Below are 15,725 nucleotides of genomic sequence, written 5' to 3' on the forward strand. Positions count from 1 at the left end.
GGCGCTGGCCGCCGGTTCAGAAGCCCAGTTTCCGGCGGATGATATCGGCAATCGGATCGTTGCTGCGCTGGCTTGTGGTCGCCACGTTGCGAATCGCCAGACGTTCAGCCTGCCTGGCCTTTGCCGGATAGATGAACCCTTCCACCGGCCAGTGGGTGCCGCCCAGCTGTCCCAGCGGAGCATACCAGACGCGCACGGCCGACCAGTCGTTGTCCGGTGACACGTCGATCACCTTGACGTCGTTTTCGATCTGCCCGCGCCGCCCGTTGATCGGGCTCCAGTTGGCGTGACGAATCAGCAGGGTGCGCGAATCGACGATTCTGCTGACGGCGGCGACATGGCCCAGCCGCGAATTGCCGTGCGGCTTGAATGCGATCACCGCACCCGGCTTGGGCGTGAACCCGCGCGCATAACGGCCCGCGGCCTGACCCCACCAGGTGTGGGCATCGCCAAAGATCATGATCCCGGATACCTGCCGCGCATAGGGCACGCATTGCAGATAGGGCGGCAACTGGCTGCTGCCCCCGCCGGAAACCAGCCGGCTGTCGTCAAATCCGACCGACACGGCTGAAACGGGCGCTGCCAGCGCCGCGATTGCCAGTCCTGTCGCAAGTAGAAATCTTCCCGTCATGCCAACGGGTATGGCAGGACAAGGTTAGGGGCTGCCTGCGGGGTTTGGTAAACAAACCGGCAACGATTTGTCGGTGGCGCTGCAAATCCTTGCAAATTGTTGCCGGTGCGGTCAGGTGCGGCGCATGGCATTGCCGCAAGTAATCATCATTGGTCGCCCGAATGTGGGCAAATCCACGCTGTTCAACCGGCTGGTGGGCAAGAAACTCGCCCTGGTCGACGATCAGCCGGGGGTCACCCGCGACCGCCGGTTTGGTGAGGCGCACCTGCTTGGGCTGGATTTCATCATCGTCGACACCGCCGGGTGGGAGGACGAGGATGAGGCCAGTCTGCCCGGCCGGATGCGCCAGCAGACCGAAGCCGCCTTGCAGGGCGCGGACCTTGCCTTGTTCGTGATCGACGCGCGCGCCGGGCTGACCCCGCTGGACGAGGAAATCGCCCGCTATCTCCACCAGTCGACCGTGCCGGTGGTGCTGGTTGCCAACAAGGCCGAGGGCAAGGCGGGCGACCATGGCCTGTATGAATCCTTCGCGCTGGGGCTGGGCGATCCGGTGCCGCTGTCGGCCGAACACGGGCAGGGTCTGGCCGACCTGTTCGAGGCGCTGATGCCGCATCTCGACGACAAGCAGCCCGAATTCGAGCCGTTTGAAGTGGACGAGGACGGCGAAGAGCATGATCCGTCCGCGCCGCTCAAGCTGGCAATCGTCGGGCGTCCGAACGCGGGCAAGTCCACGCTGATCAACGCGATGCTGCACGAGGACCGGCTGCTGACCGGCCCGGAAGCGGGGATCACGCGCGATTCGATCGCGGTCGACTGGATGTGGACCGATCCCGCCAGCGGCGAGGAACGCCCGGTGCGGCTGATCGACACGGCCGGGATGCGCAAGAAAGCGCAAGTGATCGACAAGCTGGAAAAGATGGCCGTGGCCGATGCGCGCCACGCGATCGACTTTGCCGAAGTGGTCGTGCTGCTGCTCGACGCCACGCGCGGGCTGGAACATCAGGATCTGAAAATCGCGTCGATGGTGCTGGAAGAAGGCCGCGCGCTGATCATCGCGATCAACAAGTGGGATGTCGCCGAAGGGGCATCGGGCCTGTACAATGGCGTGCGCGCCGCGCTCGACGAAGGACTGGCGCAAGTGCGCGGGCTGCCGTTGCTGGCGGTTTCGGCGCGGACCGGCAAAGGGCTGGATGAACTGATCGCGGCGGCGTTCGAACTGCGCGCCGCGTGGTCAAAGCGCGTGCCCACGGCGGCGCTCAACCGCTGGTTCGACGATGCGCTGGCCAAGAACCCGCCGCCCGCCCCCGGCGGCAAGCGGATCAAGCTGCGCTATATCACGCAGGCCAAGACCCGCCCGCCCGGCTTCGTGCTGTTCGGCACCCGGCTGGATGAACTGCCGACCAGCTATCAGCGCTATCTGATCAACGGCATTCGCCGCGAACTGGGCTTTGATGCGGTTCCGGTGCGGCTGACCTTGCGCACCGCCAAGAACCCGTTCGCGACGAAGAAATAGGTCTGGATCAGTCCTCCGGCGGGGCGCTGTTCAGCTGGATGTAGTTCTGCAGGCCCATCCGTTCGATCATCTCGAACTGGGTTTCCAGCATATCGACATGCTCTTCCTCGCTCGCAAGGATCGCACCGAACAGGTCGCGGCTGACATAGTCGCGCACAGTTTCGCAATGCGCCACGGCGTCTTTCAGCAGCGGCAGGGCATCGTGTTCCAGCGCCAGATCGGCTTTCAGGATTTCCTCGACCGTCTCGCCGATCCGCAGCCGGCCCATCGACTGGAAATTGGGCAGGCCGCCCAGGAACAGGATGCGTTCCGCCAGCTGGTCGGCGTGCTTCATCTCGTCGATCGATTCGTGGCGTTCGTGCGCGGCCAGTTTCGACACGCCCCAGTTGTCGAGCATCCGGTAATGCAGCCAGTACTGATTGACGGCGGTCAGCTCGTTCTGCAGCGCCTTGTTGAGGAATTCGATGACCTGCGGGTCGCCCTTCATGGGATGCTCCTGTGATCGGGAATGACGTGAATATGCGCCCCGCTGCGGTCAGGGGCAAGGGGCAGAGAGCAGGGGCATACGCAGTGGAAGGCCGTGGCCCGCGCTGGTCAGGCGGGTGTCAATTGCTCCGCGCGGGCCAGTTCCCGTTCTTCGATCAGGATTTCGGCGGCTTCGTCGAGGCACTGCCCGCACTGCGGGGCCTTGCCCATGCAGGCATAGACGGCATCGACGCCGCCAGCGCACTGCCGCGCGGTGGCGCGCAAGTCGGTATCACGAATGGCATTGCAGACGCAGATGAACATCGCAGCCCTCTTTTTGTAGAGTCGCGACGGTGTAATGCGAATAGATCGCAATAGCAACTGGCATTTGCGCGTCCGCTCAGGTCAGTTGCGCGCGGGGATGCAGGTAAAGCCGCTGGCGACCAGTTTGGTGCATGCTGCCCTGGCGGCGGCCTCACTGGCGAACCCGCCCGCCTGAAGCTTGGTGACCGCACCTGCCGCCACGTTGATCCGGGGATGTCCCGCCAGTTCCGGACGCAGCCGCAGCCGTGCCCACAGCGCATCGGCATTGGCCGCAACCCCGAACGCACCCAGCTGGACGCGCCATGGGCCGCTGGCGGTGGTCGGCGCAGCAACGGGCGCGGTGACCGGCCGGGGCGGCTGTATGGCTGGCCGGACAGCCGTGGTGGCCGGGGGCGGGGTGGCTGCTGCCGGGCGGGCATAGTCTGCCCCGGCGGTAGCGGGGCTATCGGTTCCGGCGACGCGGCTGGCATGGGCGACTGCGTCCGTTGCTGCCGCAACGGTGGGCGCGCGCGGCACGGTGACGGGCGCCACACTGGCGGGCGGAGCCGCCGCGACATTGGGGATCGAATTGCCCAGATCGGCCGATGCGAACTGCCGGGCGCGGGTGGCCTCGGTCTGGCTTTGCAGTTCGGCAGACAGCGCAACCGCTTCCTGGCGCTGCGCCAGCGGGACATGCTGATCCATCTGGGTCAGCGCGGTGCGGGCCTGTTCCAGCCCGGATTGCTGGGCCAGGCTGACCAGCGCATAAGCGCGGACCCAGTCCTTGGGCACGATATCGCCATTGAAATGACCAATTCCCAGCAGGTACTGCGAGCGCGGATCGCCGCGATCCGCCGCTGCCCGGATAAACGGCAGCGCCTGTCGGCGTTCACCCCGCTGGAACAGCAGCAGTCCATAGTTGTCCGACGCCTGCAGATGACCCAGCGCGGCGGCTTTGCCAAAGTATTCTTCGGCCCGAACCAGATCCGGTTTGACGCCCTTGCCCAGCTTGTAGGCCTGACCCAGATTGAACTGCGCATCGGCATCGCCGCGCGCGGCGCTGGCCTGCCATTGCTTGACCGCAGCGGGAAAATCACCGCGCGTCCAGGCATCGACCCCGGCCTTGGTATCAGCCAGCGCGGCGGGTGAGAGAATCACCCCGGCGGCGGCCAGTGCGGCGCTCCATGCGATTTTGCGGTTCATGCCGAAATCCCCGTAACTGGTGCTGCCGGTTAACCCCTGCGGGCGCCCCGGACGACCGATGGTAAGCCATCGCCCTGATGTCAGGGTTAACTGGCATAGTGAAGGCCGGGTTAACAGATGTTTTCTGGTAACGGATGAGGGTCTTCCCCAATCGGACCAGTCGCGTGTTAACCCTAAATTAGGAACGTTCTGCGATCCCTCTCGGCAGGTCTATTTGGAATTGCCGCAGTTAAGGGGGATTTGGTTTTGCGCGTACTCGCATTGGCATCGCAGAAGGGTGGATCAGGCAAGACAACCTTGTCCGGGCATCTCGCCGTGCAGGCCCAGCGCGCTGGCGCCGGCCCGGTTGTCCTGATCGACATCGATCCGCAAGGTTCGCTGTCCGACTGGTGGAACGAGCGTGAGGCGGAATATCCCGCCTTTGCCCAGACCACAGTGGCGCGGCTGGCGGCGGATCTGGCGGTCCTGCGCCAGCAGGGCTTCAAGCTGGCCGTCATCGATACCCCGCCCGCGATCACGATGGCGATCCAGAGCGTGATTTCGGTCGCCGAACTGATCGTGGTGCCGACCCGGCCCAGCCCGCATGATCTGCGCGCTGTGGGGGCGACGGTGGACTTGTGCGAACGCGCCGGAAAGCCGCTGATCTTCGTGGTCAACGCGGCGACCCCCAAGGCCAAGATCACATCGGAAGCCGCCGTTGCGCTGTCGCAGCATGGCACCGTGGCCCCGGTCACACTGCACCACCGCACCGATTTCGCCGCCTCGATGATCGATGGCCGCACGGTGATGGAAGTCGATCCCAACGGCCGCAGCGCAGCGGAAGTCACCGCGCTGTGGAGCTACATTTCGGATCGCCTGGAAAAGAACTTCCGCCGGACCGTGTTCGCCGCGCCGACCAGCATGACGATGGTTCCCGGTGCGCACCGTCCCGCTGGTGGCTTCGGCCGCCGCGTGGCCGGTTCCTGATCGGAGTGCCGGGGGGCATGACCGAACCGAAAGCCTTTGCTTCACTCAGCCCGCGCCTGCTGGCCCGCAAGGGTGCAGCCCGCCCGGCGATGCGTCCGCAGCTTGGGCCGCTCATCCACGATACGGCGTTCAGCCAGGATTCGGCTGCCCGGCAGCTGGACGATCTGGGCTGGAACGACATGGGCCATGACGTGCCGCCCGCCGTTGAAGCGGCACCGCGCGATGTTCCGGTCCAGGCAGACATTGTCGCCATCGTGCCCGAAGCGCCGATTCCTGCGCCAGCCGTGCCCGAAGTGGTGCGGCAGCAGCGCGAAGCGGTGCGCCGGGTGGCGAAGCCGCGCCGGTCAGCGCTGGCCGACGGCCGCCGCGCCGCGTTCACGCTGCGGGTCGATGCCGAACGTCACCTCAAACTGCGGCTGGCCTGCACGGTTCGCAACCGCAGTGCGCAGCAGCTGGTGACCGATGCACTCGATCGCCTGCTTGATGAATTGCCCGATATTTCCGCGCTGGCCGCTCAACTGGTCAAGCAACAGCGCAGCTAACGACTTCTGGACGAAAAGGGGAGATTTCCCATGACTGTCAATCGCATCCGTCGCACCGCCCTGCCGCTTGGACTTGTCGGCGCCATCGCCGCAATCGCCATTGCGGGCGGATCGTTTTCCGGCGCAGTGGTCGCCAAGCCCAGCCCGGACAAATCGCTGGCTGCCGCGCAAGTGGCGCTGGGCAAGGGCCAGATCGACAAGGCGATTGCGCTGGCCGAAACGGCGGTCGCGGGCAACCCGCGCGAGCCGTCCTACCGGGCGCTGCTGGGGCAGGCCTACTTGCGGGCCGGGCGGTTCGAATCGGCGGTGACCACGCTGGACGATGCGATGAAGCTGGGCGACAACACCGGCAAGACCGCGCTGGCGCTGTCGCTGGCGAACGTTGCGGCAGGCAATTCCCGCGCGGCCGTGGCCATTCTGGATGACTGGCGCGATGCCATTCCGGCCAGCGACCTGGGGCTGGCGCTGGCGCTGTCGGGCGAATCGAGCCGGGGGGTGGCCGTGCTGGCCGACGCGCTGCGTGGCGGTGAAAACTCCGTCAAGGTGCGCCAGAACCTGGCCTATGCCTATGCGCTGGATGGCCGCTGGCGCGAAGCGCGCACGATGGTGGCGCAGGACGTTCCCGCCAATCTGGTCGATGGGCGCATTTCGGACTGGGCGATGAAGGCCAGGCCGGAAGATCACAAACTGCGCATCGCCGCACTGCTGAGCGCCCCGCTGCGCGCCGATCCGGGCCAGCCGGCTACGCTGGCGCTGGCGAACAGCGCGGCGGCCGAACAGCTTGCCGCCGAACGCAGCGCCGCGCCGCTGGTGGCGGCCGCTGCGCCCGCGCCGGTCCCGGCCTATGCCGCCGCACCGGCCGAACTGCCGGCCGTGGCCGATGTTTCGCCGGCCGCAGTAGCCGAACTGGCCAGCTATGCACCGGTCGAAGCCGTGCCCGCTGCACCGGCCGAAGCCCCGGTCTATGCCGCGCCTGCCCCGGCGGCGGTGCAGCAGGCGGGGATGACGTTTGTTTCCAACCCGGTCGTGCAGGCGCTGCCGACGCGCTATCAGGCCAAAGCCGCTCCGCGCACGATGGCCGCGGCCAAGGCCGCGCCCAAGGCGGCTCCGGCCTATCGCATGGCGGCTGCCACCGGCGGCGCACACGCGGTCCAGCTGGGCAGCTTCAAGAGCCCGCAGGGCGCGCGCCGCGCCTGGGGTTACTATGCCGCCAAGAATCCGGAGCTGAAGAACTTCCGCATGGTCATCACACCCGCCAAGGTGAAGGGCCGCGATTACTGGCGCGTTGCCGCCGCCGGACTGAACGCGTCCGGCGCGCAGGGGATGTGCTCCAGCGTCAAGGCGCGCGGCGGCGTGTGCTTTGCTTACACAACCCAGCCGAACGCCGTTGGCAAGGCGCCTGCGCCGATGCTGGCCCGCGCCAAGCCTGCGCCGAAGAAGGCCGCTCCCGCCCCGGCCAAGAACCCCAACGGTCTGGCCATGGCCCGTCGCCACTGATCGGACGTTTTTCTTAGCGATCATCAAGGCCCCCGTCGCATTGCGGCGGGGGTTTTGCGTTGCTCTAGCCGACCGGGCTGCCGCCCTTGAACAGCGCGGTGACGCGGCCTTGCACGCCCTGTTTGTCGAACGGGGTGTTGCCTGCCGCTGCGGCCATCTTGTCCGAATCGACCACCCACGGGCGGTCCGGATCGATCAGGGCGATATCAGCCTCGGCCCCGGCCACCAGCTGCCCGGCGTTGACCCCCAGCAGCCGCGCGGGGTTGGTGGCGATCAGCGCAAAGGCGCGGGCCATGTCGATCACTCCATCGCGGACCAGCCCCAGCGTCAGCGGCAGCAGCGTTTCTGCGCCAGCCATGCCCGGTTCGGCATCGGCAAAGGGCAGGCGCTTGTCTTCCGGCCCGCGCGGATCGTGGCCCGATGCGATCACGTCGATGGTCCCGTCGGCCAGTGCGGCGCGCACCGCCTGCCGGTCGGCCTCGCTGCGCAGCGGCGGGGACAGGCGGGTGAAGGTGCGAAAATCACCGATGGCAATGTCTGACAGCATGAAATGCGCGGGGGTGACGCCCGCCGTCACCGGCAATCCGCGCGCCTTGGCTGCGCGCACCAGCGCCAGGCCGCGGGCGGTGGTGACTTGCCGGAAATGGAGCCGCGCGCCGGTCATCCCGGCCAGCGTCAGGTCACGCGCAATCGCCAGCGCCTCAGCCTCTGGCGGGGCAGCGGGCAGACCCAGCCGGGTGGCCATTTCGCCTGCGGTCGCCACGGCGTGGCCGGTCAGCCCGCCATCCTCGGCATGGGTGATCACGGTGAGGCCCAGCATCGCGCAATAGGACAGCAAGCGGTGCATCGTGCCCGAATCCGCAATCCAGCGCCGCCCGGTCGAGACGGCCTTGGCACCAGCCTCGCGCATCAGCGCCAGTTCGGCCAGCTCGCGCCCTTCCAGTCCGCGCGTCGCGGCAGCGAGCGGGTGAACCCACAAGTCCGGCTTGCCCGATTGCGCAGCGTAACGCACGGTCGAAGGCCGGTCGAGCGGCGGGTTCTGGTCCGGCATCAGCGCTGCGCGGGTGATCCCGCCAAAGTGAAACGCGGGCTTGTCGATCGTGAACACGCCCAGATCGACCAGCCCCGGCGCGATCAGTGCGCCCCTGGCATTGATGACCGTATCGCCGGGTTCGGGCGCGACATCGCCCAGCGCCACGATCCGTCCGTCAGCCGCGCGCAGCGCGCCGGATACGGGTTCGCCGCTGGCCAGCACGATCCGGCCAGTGGTGAAAGTGATGGGCCCCGGATTGCTCATGCCCAGCCCTCCAGCCCGCGCGCCTTGCGGGTCAGCACGTCAAGGCAGGCCATGCGGATGGCGACCCCCATTTCGACCTGCCGGGTGATGTGCGAGCGGTCAGCCAGATCGGCGACATTGCTGTCGATCTCGATCCCGCGGTTCATCGGGCCGGGGTGCATGACCATCGCATCGGGTTTCGCCCGGGCCAGCCGATCCAGCGACAACCCGAACAGGTGGCGGTATTCGCGGGGGGAGGGGATGAACTGCCCCTCCATCCGTTCCTGTTGCAGCCGCAGCATCATCACCACGTCGGCCCCGGCCAGCGCCGCATTGAAATCGTGGAACGGAGTGACTTTCAGCGCCTCGATATCGGCGGGCATCAGCGCGGGGGGCGCACAGACGCGCACGTCGGCGCCCAGCGTGGTCAGGCAGTGAATGTTCGACCGCGCGACCCGGCTATGCAGGATATCGCCGCAGATCACGATTTTCAGGCCGGCGATCTCGCCCTTGGCGTTGCGGATCGTCAGCGCATCGAGCAGCCCTTGCGTGGGGTGTTCGTGCTGGCCGTCCCCGGCGTTGAGCACCGGGCAATCGACCTTGTCCGCGATCAGCTGGACCGCGCCCGATGACTGGTGCCGGATCACGATCGCATCGGCGTGCATCGCGTTCAGCGTCATCGCCGTGTCGATCAGCGTTTCGCCCTTTTTCACGCTCGATTGCGCGGCGTGCATATTGACGACGTCCGCGCCCAGCCGCTTGCCTGCAATCTCGAACGACAGCAGCGTGCGGGTGGAGTTTTCGAAGAAGGCGTTGATGATCGTCAGCCCCTTCAACCGGTCCACCCGCTTGTGCGACTGGCGGTTGAGTTCGACCCACTGCTGCGCCTCATCCAGCAGGTACAGCAGCTCCCACGGGGCGAGTCCGGCCAGCCCCGTCAGGTCACGGTGCGGGAAGGCGGCGGAACCGGCTGGATAGCGGTCCGGGCTGCCTTGGTGCGGGCGGGTATCTGGCGATGTCATTGAAGACGGTGTAATAGACACCGCAGCGGCTTGGCTCAAGCACCAAAAACCCCTTTGCCGGTGGACAATTGCGCTTGGTCGATGGTGGACTCGCCATTGGGCCCGTGGGTGCTATGGCGGATGCGACGCAATCCTAAGGAACCCGGATGGTTTTTGCCCGCAAGGTCTGGCACCTGCTTGTCGCAATCAAGGACGCGCTGGTCCTGCTGCTGATGCTGCTGTTTTTCTTCGGGCTTTACGCCGTGCTGACCGCGCGGCCCAGCGCCGGACGGGTGCAGGACGGCGCGTTGCTGCTGAAACTGGACGGCGCGGTGGTCGAAGAACCCAGCGTGCAGGACCCGTTTGAGGCGCTGCTGTCGAGTGACGCGCCGATGAAGGAATATCGCGCTCGCGATCTGGCCCGCGCGATCCGGCTGGCAGCCACCGATGACCGGATCAAGGCCGTGGTGCTCGATTTGTCGCGGTTTACGGGCGGCGGGCTGGTTCACATGCAGGAACTGGGTGAAGCGCTCGACACGGTTCGCGCCGCCAAAAAGCCGGTGTTGGCCTGGGCAGTGGGCTACAGCGACGACGGCGTGATGCTGGCGGCCCATGCCAGCGAAGTCTGGGTCGATCCGCTGGGCGGCGCGTTCGTTATGGGGCCGGGCGGCAACCGCCTCTATTTCGGGCCGCTGCTCGAAAAGCTGAAGATCAACACCCACGTCTACCGCGTCGGCACGTTCAAGGACGCGGTGGAGCCTTACCTTTACGGTAGCCAGTCCGAAGCATCCAAGCAGGCCCGCCGCGCGATCTATGCCGCGATCTGGGAGGCCTGGCAGGCCGATGTGAAGAAGGCCCGCCCCAAGGCCGATATCGCCCGGGTCACGGGTGATCCGGTCGGCTGGCTGAAAGCATCCGGCGGCGATGCCGCACAAGCCGCGCTGGCGGCGGGGCTGGTCGACCGGATCGGCGATCAGGTGGCATTTGGTGAGCGGGTCAAGGCCCTTGCGGGCAAGGACCCTATGGATGACCTGCCCGGTGCGTTCGCCCATTCCCGGCCCGCTGCGCTGCTGGCGGCGCATCCGGAGAAGGAACCCGGCAAGGCCGTGGCGGTGGTGACCGTGGCGGGCGAGATCGTCGATGGCGATGCCGGACCCGGCACGGCTGGCGGCGAACGGATCGCCGCGCTGATCGATGCCGCTGCCGAGGATGATCCGGCCGGGCTGGTGCTGCGGGTCGATTCGCCCGGCGGCTCGGTCATGGCCTCCGAACAGATCCGCACGGCGGTCAACCGCTTCAAGGCCAAGGGCAAGCCGATTGCCGTGTCGATGGTCAATGTCGCGGCCAGCGGCGGATACTGGGTATCCACCCCGGCGCAGCGGATCTTTGCCGAACCGGCCACGATCACCGGCTCGATCGGGATTTTCGCCATCCTGCCCAGCTTTGAACGCACGCTGGCCGCATACGGCGTGAAGGGCGACGGCGTGCGGACCACGGCGCTATCGGGCCAGCCGGACTTGCTGAGCGGGCTGACCCCGGAAGTCGATCAGATGCTGCAGGCCAATATCGAAAGCAATTACACGCGCTTTCTGACCCTGGTCGGCAAAGCGCGCGGCAAGACGGTGGAGCAGGTCGATACGCTGGCGCAGGGCCGCGTCTGGGATGGCGGCACGGCGCGCCAGACCGGGCTGGTCGATGCCTTTGGCGGGTTGGACGATGCCGTGGCCTGGGTGGCCGGGCAGGCCAAGCTGACCGAATGGCACGCGCGCCATTATGGCACCGCCGCCGATCCCTATGCCTCGCTGCTGGAACGGCTGGGCGGCGATGATGAAGCCGGCGGACGGGTGCTGGTGCGTGACTTTGCCGGACTGGCAGCCGAGCGCCAGCAGGTCCAATTCGCGCGGGCCGCCGATCAGCTGGTGCGGCTGATGGGGACGCGCGGGGCGCAGGCCTATTGTCTGGAATGCCCGGTGCCGACGGTCCGCACGGCCGCGCCTGAGCCGCTGTCGCTGCTGCAACGGGCAGCGGTGCTGTTCGGGCTGGCGCCTTAGGCACCTTGCGCGCTTGCCCTTTGGCAACCTTGCCACTAAGGGGCGGCGCTTGATTCCGGATTTTTCTGGCCGCAGCCCAGCGGCCGGTGTTTTGGGCTCTCGTCGGCTGCGGGCGTGGCGGAACTGGTAGACGCGCTGGTTTTAGGTACCAGTATCGTAAGATGTGGGGGTTCGATTCCCTTCGCCCGCACCAGTATGCCCGGCCATTTCCGGCGGGACGGATGTGATTGAGAAGGCTTCTATTGTCATGCAGATTGTCGAGACCACCAACGAGGGTTTGAAGCGCGCCTACACGGTGACGATCGCGGCGAGCGCCATCGCCGCCATGATCGAGGGCGAAGTGACCAAGATTGCTCCGCAAGTGCGGATGCCCGGTTTCCGCCCCGGCAAGGTGCCGGCGAATCTGGTCCGGAAGATGCACGGTCCGGCGATCCACCAGGAAGCGCTGAACACCTCGATCCGCGATGCGATGGACAAGCTGGTCGCCGACCACAAGCTGCGCCCCGCCACCCAGCCGGAAGTTGCGCTGGGCGAAGGCTATGAAGAAGGCAAGGACGCCGAACTGACCGTCAGCCTGGAAGTGCTGCCGACCATCGCCGCGCCCTCGCTCGATGGGCTGAAGCTGGAAAAGCTGACCGTAGCCGTGGCTGACGCCGAAGTGACCGAGCAGCTGGAACGTCTGGCTTCGGGCATGAAGAACTTCGTCGATGCCAAGAAGGGCAAGAAGGCCGAAACCGGCGATCAGGTCGTGATCGACTTCGTCGGCAAGCTGGACGGCGTGGAATTCGACGGCGGTGCCGCTCAGGACACCGCGCTGGAACTGGGCGCTGGCCGCTTTATCCCCGGCTTCGAAGAGCAGCTGGTGGGCGCAAAGGCAGGTGAGGAAAAGACCATCACCGTGACGTTCCCGGCTGATTATCCGGCGGAAAACCTCAAGGGCAAGGACGCCACGTTCGACATCACCGTCAAGGCGGTGAAGGTTGCCGGCGAAGCCAAGCTGGACGACGAGTTCGCCAAGAACCTGGGGCTGGAAAGCATGGAGCAGCTCAAGGGCTTGCTGCGCGGCCAGCTTGAACAGGAAACGGCCGGACTGACCCGCACCCAGATGAAGCGTCAGCTGCTTGACGTGCTGGCCGCCGGTCATGACTTCGAAGTTCCGCCCAGCATGGTCGAAGCCGAATTCGCCCAGATCTGGCAGCAGCTGCTCCAGGAAGCGCAGAACGAGGAAGACACCGAAGCCGCGCTGAAGGAAATCGAAGCCGAAAAGGCTGATTATCAGTCAATCGCGGTGCGCCGGGTCCGTCTCGGCCTGCTGCTGTCGGAAATCGGCCAGGCCAACGGCGTGGAAGTGACCGCGCAGGAAATGCAGATGCTGCTGGCGCAGGCCGCGCAGCAGTATCGCCCGGAAGACCGCCAGCGCTTTGCCGAATACATCCAGCAGGACCCGCTCGCCGCCGCCCAGCTGCGCGCGCCGCTGTATGAAGACAAGGTCGTCGACTTCCTGTTCGACAAGGCCGAAGTCACGGAACGCGAAGTGACCCGCGACGAGTTGCAGGCCGCAATCGAAGCGGAAGACGGTGCGGCTCCCGCTCCGGCCAAGCCCGCGAAGAAGGCTCCGGCCAAGAAGAAGGCTGACAAGGCCGAAGCTGAAGCCGCTCCGGCTGAAGCCGCTGCCGAAGAAGCCAAGCCCGCCAAGAAGGCCGCGCCGAAGAAGGCTGCTGCCAAGGCTGAAGGCGACGCTGAAGCCGCTCCGGCGAAGAAGGCTCCCGCCAAGAAGGCTGCGCCGAAGAAGTAAGCTTCCGGCCATTCGGCCGAACGAACAAGCGAACGGCCTGGCGCGGGTTACCCTGCGCCAGGCCGTTCTGCTGTGCCGGTGCGACCCAGGGCGCCCCTCCGGATCAGCGGACCTTGCAGGTGTTGATCCCGAAGATCGCATAGGCCGGGCAAACGCCGATCAGCCCGGTCAGCAGTGGCACCACGCCAACCCAGCCCCATGCGGTGACGCCGGACAGCGCCATGCCGATCAGGAAAATGCCGAGGAAAATCCGCACTGCGCGGTCGATGGAGCCTTCGTTGCGAGCCATGGTGTTCACCCTTCTTGAATTGCGACACGGTGGTTGTGGCATGGCCGGGCGGCGGTGTCGGTGACATAGTCACACAGCGCGAAATATATTTCAGTCGGCCAGATGGGCGAGGTCTTGCAGGCGCGGGCGATTGCGCAGCGCGATATGGCCGCGGGTGATCTCGATCAGGCCGTCGCGCTGGAACGCCCCCAACTGGCGGCTGATGACCGCGCGGGCAGAGCCGATCTCGGTTGCCAGCGCTTCGTGGGTGGCATCGATCATCATGCTGTCGCCCGCCATCCGCAGCAGTGCGCGGGCCAGCCGTTCGGTCACGCTGGACAGGGCAACGTCTTCCACCAGCCGCTCCAGATCGGCAAAGCGGGCGGCGACGGCGGTGAACAGGTGTTCGCGGAACGGGCTGTCCTCCGCCACCCGGCGGCGAAACTCGCCCGCCGGGATCACTTCCAGTTCCAGGTCAGTTTCGGCCACCCCTTCAGCAGAATAGCGGGTGTGATTGACCAGACAGCCAAAGGTTTGCAGGCAGATCTCACCCGGCCGGACGCGATAGAGCACGATCTCCCGGCCATTTTCAGCGGTCAGCGATACTTTGACCGAACCGGCGTGGACCAGCACGAACCCGGCGCATTCCGCCTCTGGCCGGAACAGCACCGTGCCTTGCGGGATGCGCAGTGCGCTCATTCACCCCACCGTTTCAAGGTGGCGACCGGAATGGCGGCGGTGCGCGCGCGTTCATAGGCGGCGCCGGCGTGGAGCACGGCCTTGTCCTGCCACTGCGCCCCCATGATCGACAGGCCCACCGGCATCCCTTCAACGGCCCCCATCGGCACCGAAAGGTGCGGATAGCCGGCCACTGCGGCCAGCGAACCGGCCCCGATGCCCGGCAGGGCACTGGCGCGGGTGACATAGTCGATCGGCCAGGCCGGGCCTTCGGTCGGCGTGACCAGCAGCGTCACCTGATGCTGGGCCAGCAGCTTGTCGATCCCGTCCTTGCCCGCCAGCCGCAGCGAATTTTCGCGCGCCTTGGCATAGGCCGCCCGGTCCGTCAGCTTGTCCGATCGTTCAAACGTTTCCTGCCCGAACCAGCGCAGTTCGGTGGCGGCATTGGCGGTGTTGAACGCGATCACGTCGGCCAGCGAACGCACCGGCGGATTGCCCGGCAGCCCCGCCAGATAGGCCGTCAGATCGTGCTTGAGTTCATAAAACAGCACCAGCCCTTCATCGCGGAACAGGGCGTTGTCCCATTCAAACGGCACCTCGACCAGCACCGCCCCGGCGGCGGTCAGGTCCGCCAGCGCAGAATCGAACACCGCCAGCACCCGCGCGTCGTTACCGGCCTGTTTGCGCAGCACCCCGATCCGCACGCCCGCCAGACTGGCAGCCTCGATCCCGGCGGCAAAATCCCCGGCATGCAGGTCCGCGCGGGCGGTGGCGGGATCAAGCGGATCGGACCCGGCCATGGCGCTGACCAGCAGCGCGGCGTCCCGGACCGTGGTGGTCATCGGCCCAGGCGTGTCCTGGCTGTGGCTGATCGGCACGATATGGGTGCGGCTGATCAGGCCGACGGTGGGCTTGAACCCGACGATCCCGTGGACGCTGGCAGGGCAGGTGATCGAACCGTCGGTTTCGGTCCCGATTGCGGCCCACGCCATCCCCGCCGCAATCGCCGCGCCGCTGCCGCTGGATGATCCGCACGGGTTGCGGTCAATCGCATGGGGGTTGCGGGTCTGCCCGCCGACCGCGCTCCACCCCGATTGCGAATTGGGGGAGCGGATGTTGGCCCATTCGGACAAGTTGGTCTTGCCCAGGATCACCACGCCCCGTTCGCGCAGCCGCGCGACCAGCGGCGCATCGCGCCCGGTCACGTTGTCCTTCAGTGCCAGTGAGCCAGCAGTGGTGGGCATCGGATCGGCGGTTTCGATGTTGTCCTTGAACAAGACCGCCTTGCCCGCCAGCGCTCCGGCCATGCCTTGCGCGATCTGCGCCTGTTTCAGGGCGTCGGGGTTGATCGCGATGACCGCGCCAATCGCCGGGCCGGTGTCATCCACCGCCTCGATCCGCTGGAGATAGGCTGAAACCTGCCCGGTGGGCGTGGACAGATCGCTGCGCGGTACCACCGGCAGCGCCGCGCAGCCGGACAACACAGCCAGCAACGGCAGGATATGATAACGCATCGGACGCCCCCTTGTCTGGGGT

At 66.6% G+C, this 15,725-nt stretch carries 15 protein-coding genes and 1 tRNA gene; 7 read left to right on the forward strand and 9 right to left on the reverse strand.

Features of this window, described 5'->3' with window-relative positions:
• Positions 1 to 16: 16 nt before the first annotated feature.
• Positions 17 to 631: a CHAP domain-containing protein gene (locus Q8Q53_RS14275; protein ID WP_305702456.1), complete on the reverse strand. Its 615-nt coding sequence runs from the start codon at positions 629 to 631 to the stop codon at positions 17 to 19.
• 124 nt (positions 632 to 755) lie between these two features.
• Between Q8Q53_RS14275 and der the strand changes: the two genes are divergently transcribed.
• On the forward strand, positions 756 to 2,144 hold the full coding sequence (der, locus tag Q8Q53_RS14280; RefSeq protein ID WP_305702457.1) for a ribosome biogenesis GTPase Der: 1,389 nt from the start codon (positions 756 to 758) through the stop codon (positions 2,142 to 2,144).
• A 7-nt stretch (positions 2,145 to 2,151) separates the two neighbouring features.
• Here der and bfr read toward each other — a convergent pair whose 3' ends face one another.
• The 3 genes from bfr to Q8Q53_RS14295 all read right to left on the reverse strand — a co-directional run bounded on the left by bfr (position 2,152) and on the right by Q8Q53_RS14295 (position 4,115).
• A complete protein-coding gene (gene bfr / locus Q8Q53_RS14285) occupies positions 2,152 to 2,631 on the reverse strand; it encodes a bacterioferritin (protein WP_305702458.1) in 480 nt (159 codons plus the stop codon).
• Positions 2,632 to 2,738: 107 nt separating this feature from the next.
• Positions 2,739 to 2,933 (reverse strand): bacterioferritin-associated ferredoxin, encoded by a 195-nt coding sequence (locus Q8Q53_RS14290; protein WP_305702459.1) that lies wholly within the window; start codon positions 2,931 to 2,933, stop codon positions 2,739 to 2,741.
• An 81-nt stretch (positions 2,934 to 3,014) separates the two neighbouring features.
• On the reverse strand, positions 3,015 to 4,115 hold the full coding sequence (locus Q8Q53_RS14295; protein WP_305702460.1) for an SPOR domain-containing protein: 1,101 nt from the start codon (positions 4,113 to 4,115) through the stop codon (positions 3,015 to 3,017).
• Positions 4,116 to 4,361: 246 nt separating this feature from the next.
• On the opposite strand from Q8Q53_RS14295, the gene Q8Q53_RS14300 reads away from it, so the two are divergent.
• Genes Q8Q53_RS14300 through Q8Q53_RS14310 form a run of 3 tightly spaced genes read left to right on the forward strand, consistent with a single transcriptional unit; the run spans position 4,362 to position 7,120 of the window.
• Entirely contained in the window at positions 4,362 to 5,081 is a 720-nt protein-coding gene (locus Q8Q53_RS14300) for a ParA family protein (RefSeq protein WP_305702461.1), read from the forward strand.
• 17 nt (positions 5,082 to 5,098) lie between these two features.
• Complete coding sequence (locus Q8Q53_RS14305) at positions 5,099 to 5,623, forward strand: hypothetical protein (protein WP_305702462.1); 525 nt, start codon at positions 5,099 to 5,101, stop codon at positions 5,621 to 5,623.
• A 30-nt stretch (positions 5,624 to 5,653) separates the two neighbouring features.
• Complete coding sequence (locus Q8Q53_RS14310) at positions 5,654 to 7,120, forward strand: lipopolysaccharide assembly protein LapB (RefSeq protein WP_305702463.1); 1,467 nt, start codon at positions 5,654 to 5,656, stop codon at positions 7,118 to 7,120.
• Between the two features lie 64 nt (positions 7,121 to 7,184).
• Here Q8Q53_RS14310 and Q8Q53_RS14315 read toward each other — a convergent pair whose 3' ends face one another.
• Positions 7,185 to 8,417 (reverse strand): dihydroorotase family protein, encoded by a 1,233-nt coding sequence (locus tag Q8Q53_RS14315; protein ID WP_305702464.1) that lies wholly within the window; start codon positions 8,415 to 8,417, stop codon positions 7,185 to 7,187.
• Positions 8,414 to 9,418: an aspartate carbamoyltransferase catalytic subunit gene (locus Q8Q53_RS14320; protein WP_305702465.1), complete on the reverse strand. Its 1,005-nt coding sequence runs from the start codon at positions 9,416 to 9,418 to the stop codon at positions 8,414 to 8,416. The genes Q8Q53_RS14315 and Q8Q53_RS14320 overlap by 4 nt, the downstream gene beginning before the upstream one ends.
• A gap of 146 nt (positions 9,419 to 9,564) precedes the next feature.
• Here Q8Q53_RS14320 and sppA point away from each other — a divergent pair, with 146 nt between their 5' ends.
• The 3 genes from sppA to tig all read left to right on the forward strand — a co-directional run bounded on the left by sppA (position 9,565) and on the right by tig (position 13,243).
• Entirely contained in the window at positions 9,565 to 11,448 is a 1,884-nt protein-coding gene (gene sppA / locus Q8Q53_RS14325; RefSeq protein ID WP_305702466.1) for a signal peptide peptidase SppA, read from the forward strand.
• A gap of 108 nt (positions 11,449 to 11,556) precedes the next feature.
• Positions 11,557 to 11,641: transfer RNA gene (locus tag Q8Q53_RS14330), tRNA-Leu, on the forward strand.
• Between the two features lie 54 nt (positions 11,642 to 11,695).
• Positions 11,696 to 13,243 carry a trigger factor gene (gene tig, locus Q8Q53_RS14335; RefSeq protein ID WP_305702467.1) on the forward strand — a complete coding sequence of 516 codons (1,548 nt, stop codon included), beginning with the start codon at positions 11,696 to 11,698 and terminating at the stop codon, positions 13,241 to 13,243.
• Between the two features lie 103 nt (positions 13,244 to 13,346).
• Here the strand turns inward: tig and Q8Q53_RS14340 are convergent, their stop codons facing one another.
• The 3 genes from Q8Q53_RS14340 to Q8Q53_RS14350 all read right to left on the reverse strand — a co-directional run bounded on the left by Q8Q53_RS14340 (position 13,347) and on the right by Q8Q53_RS14350 (position 15,703).
• Positions 13,347 to 13,532, reverse strand: a complete 186-nt coding sequence (locus tag Q8Q53_RS14340; protein WP_305702468.1) for a DUF2892 domain-containing protein — start codon at positions 13,530 to 13,532, stop codon at positions 13,347 to 13,349.
• Between the two features lie 90 nt (positions 13,533 to 13,622).
• Positions 13,623 to 14,210: a Crp/Fnr family transcriptional regulator gene (locus Q8Q53_RS14345; protein WP_305702469.1), complete on the reverse strand. Its 588-nt coding sequence runs from the start codon at positions 14,208 to 14,210 to the stop codon at positions 13,623 to 13,625.
• Positions 14,207 to 15,703 (reverse strand): amidase, encoded by a 1,497-nt coding sequence (locus Q8Q53_RS14350; protein WP_305702470.1) that lies wholly within the window; start codon positions 15,701 to 15,703, stop codon positions 14,207 to 14,209. The genes Q8Q53_RS14345 and Q8Q53_RS14350 overlap by 4 nt, the downstream gene beginning before the upstream one ends.
• Positions 15,704 to 15,725: the final 22 nt, after the last annotated feature.

The organism is Novosphingobium sp., from assembly GCF_030699305.1.
Lineage (GTDB): Bacteria > Pseudomonadota > Alphaproteobacteria > Sphingomonadales > Sphingomonadaceae > Novosphingobium.

Bases quoted from the DNA above. Each gene is read 5' to 3' on its own strand.
- Q8Q53_RS14275 (WP_305702456.1), bottom strand. From the start codon at position 631: ATGACGGGAAGATTTCTACTTGCGACAGGACTGGCAATCGCGGCGCTG.
- der (WP_305702457.1), top strand. From the start codon at position 756: ATGGCATTGCCGCAAGTAATCATCATTGGTCGCCCGAATGTGGGCAAA.
- bfr (WP_305702458.1), bottom strand. From the start codon at position 2,631: ATGAAGGGCGACCCGCAGGTCATCGAATTCCTCAACAAGGCGCTGCAG.
- Q8Q53_RS14290 (WP_305702459.1), bottom strand. From the start codon at position 2,933: ATGTTCATCTGCGTCTGCAATGCCATTCGTGATACCGACTTGCGCGCC.
- Q8Q53_RS14295 (WP_305702460.1), bottom strand. From the start codon at position 4,115: ATGAACCGCAAAATCGCATGGAGCGCCGCACTGGCCGCCGCCGGGGTG.
- Q8Q53_RS14305 (WP_305702462.1), top strand. From the start codon at position 5,099: ATGACCGAACCGAAAGCCTTTGCTTCACTCAGCCCGCGCCTGCTGGCC.
- Q8Q53_RS14310 (WP_305702463.1), top strand. From the start codon at position 5,654: ATGACTGTCAATCGCATCCGTCGCACCGCCCTGCCGCTTGGACTTGTC.
- Q8Q53_RS14315 (WP_305702464.1), bottom strand. From the start codon at position 8,417: ATGAGCAATCCGGGGCCCATCACTTTCACCACTGGCCGGATCGTGCTG.
- Q8Q53_RS14320 (WP_305702465.1), bottom strand. From the start codon at position 9,418: ATGACATCGCCAGATACCCGCCCGCACCAAGGCAGCCCGGACCGCTAT.
- sppA (WP_305702466.1), top strand. From the start codon at position 9,565: ATGGTTTTTGCCCGCAAGGTCTGGCACCTGCTTGTCGCAATCAAGGAC.
- tig (WP_305702467.1), top strand. From the start codon at position 11,696: ATGCAGATTGTCGAGACCACCAACGAGGGTTTGAAGCGCGCCTACACG.
- Q8Q53_RS14340 (WP_305702468.1), bottom strand. From the start codon at position 13,532: ATGGCTCGCAACGAAGGCTCCATCGACCGCGCAGTGCGGATTTTCCTC.
- Q8Q53_RS14345 (WP_305702469.1), bottom strand. From the start codon at position 14,210: ATGAGCGCACTGCGCATCCCGCAAGGCACGGTGCTGTTCCGGCCAGAG.
- Q8Q53_RS14350 (WP_305702470.1), bottom strand. From the start codon at position 15,703: ATGCGTTATCATATCCTGCCGTTGCTGGCTGTGTTGTCCGGCTGCGCG.